This window comes from Collinsella sp. AM28-11LB (assembly GCF_003469895.1).
Lineage (GTDB): Bacteria > Actinomycetota > Coriobacteriia > Coriobacteriales > Coriobacteriaceae > Collinsella.
In genome coordinates, this window is record NZ_QSKJ01000025.1 from 1 (window position 1) to 1,894 (window position 1,894).

Consider the following 1,894-nt stretch of genomic DNA (forward strand, 5'->3'; position numbering starts at 1 on the left):
TGCAGACCTTTCGTCATGGCCTCCTACCTTTCTTTCGGGCCCTTGTCAGGGCCGATTCGTTAGCGCCCCTCCGTGTGAGGCGTTATTGCTGACGACATATTTATATCCAAAATCAGCCCATACTTCCACCTTGCCCCCGAACGGTTTTTTATAGGGGGTGAACGGCATACACATATACTTCACGCATGGCAAACTTTGATTTAATAAAGTTTATTTACGTGCTTAAACGCTTTTTTAACCGGAAAATCAATTGGAACTAATCTTTCTTAAACCACCCTCAATTTGCATATTTCACGCAAATGTATGAATAGAATTCGTAATTCTTGCTATGTCTCAACCATTTTGATTTTTATTCAGAAAAAAGTTCGTCCTATTCATTTTTAGCAACCAGGCTACCGTTTACCAGACGTTGGATACCGTTCACCGGAAGCTCAGTATACGGCCCCTCGGATACCCCGCCTGTTTTGCGTCTCTATTTGTAACAACTTGACTTTTTCGGCGGTAAAGACAAACAGACCCGCCCCAAAGGGAGCGGGTCTGCATTCGGTACATCGAGGGCCCAGTAAGGTTTAGGCCCTCGAAATCCTCAAGGGGCTACCGATCGAACTCGGCCAGCGCCTCGCCCAGAAGCCTCAGGCCCTCGCGAAGAACGTCTTCACTCGCGCAGTAGCCCAGACGCGCGCCGCAGGGAAGCTCAAAGCGGCTGCCGGGAACCAGCAGCACTCCCCTCTCGGCCAACAGGCGCTTGCAGAACTCCTCATCGTCCTCGGGAATATCCAGCTGGATAAACGAGGTGGATACGCCCTGCGGCGCCGTCCAAGAGACGCGGCTCTGTGTATCGATCCATGCCTGAGCGATATCACGGTTGCCAAACACGATCTTACGGTTGCGCTCAAGGATCTTATCCTTGTGCTCGAGCACGTAGGTCGCCAGGGCGTCGTTGAACACGCCGCCGCAGATCATGGTGTAGTCACGATAGGTGCGGATGCGGTTGGAGACCTCTTCGTCGGCCACGACCCAGCCCACGCGAGCCGCAGGCGTCGAATAGGTCTTGGACACCGAGTTGGTGACAATGGCCCTCTCGTACACGTCGGCCATCGATATAAAGGACTCGGTGTTCTCGAGCGGCAGATACACCTCGTCGCACAGCACGTAGGCGCCCACCGAGCGGGCGATCTCGGCAATCTGGCCGAGTGTATCGGCATCGAGCACCGTTCCGATGGGGTTCGATGCGTTGTTGATGCAGATGAGCTTGGTATTAGGACGCACCAGGCGCTTGAGCTCCTCGATATCGGGCTTCCAGCCAAGCTCCTCGCGAAGCTCCCAATACTCGACCTCGGCACCGAGCGTACGCGGAATCTCATAGAGCGGCGCATAGGTAGGCCACTCGGCAATCACGTGATCGCCGGGCTCGACAACAGCCATGATGGCATTGAGGTTAGCACCCGTACAGCCATTAGTCTGCAAAATGTGATCGGGATTGACCTCGCGACGATACAGCTTGGCGACTTCGGCCTTAAACTCCGGCGAACCCTCGATCCAGCCGTAATTCATCTTCTCGCGATCCAGGCTCTCGTAGAACGTAGCACCGTCCTGCTCGTCAAGTGCGCGAAGCTCACCCATGGTCAGCGACGAGATCGTCGACTGAGCGATATCCCATGTAGCACTCTTCTCCCAAACGTTGAGCCATTCCTCAACGCCAATTGTCTTGATATCCATGGCCACCTTATCTGATCTTAATTTAGCGTCAATAAACATGAATGGGACGGTGCGAAAGAACCGCACCGTCCCATTGGGAGACATCTAATGGCAGCTAGATGTTTGTATTAAGACCTGTACGGGTCTTTGAAAACCTTAGAGGTCCTCGCGCCAGAAGGGCATGCTCATGCAGCGC

Annotated in this window: 1 protein-coding gene; it reads right to left on the minus strand. The window is 53.7% G+C overall.

The window, feature by feature from the left end; genetic code table 11:
* Positions 1-594: 594 nt before the first annotated feature.
* Positions 595-1,719 (minus strand): aminotransferase, encoded by a 1,125-nt coding sequence (locus DW732_RS09690; RefSeq protein ID WP_118099417.1) that lies wholly within the window; start codon positions 1,717-1,719, stop codon positions 595-597.
* Between the last annotated feature and the right edge of the window lie 175 nt (positions 1,720-1,894).

Bases quoted from the DNA above. Each gene is read 5' to 3' on its own strand.
- DW732_RS09690 (WP_118099417.1), bottom strand. From the start codon at position 1,719: ATGGATATCAAGACAATTGGCGTTGAGGAATGGCTCAACGTTTGGGAG.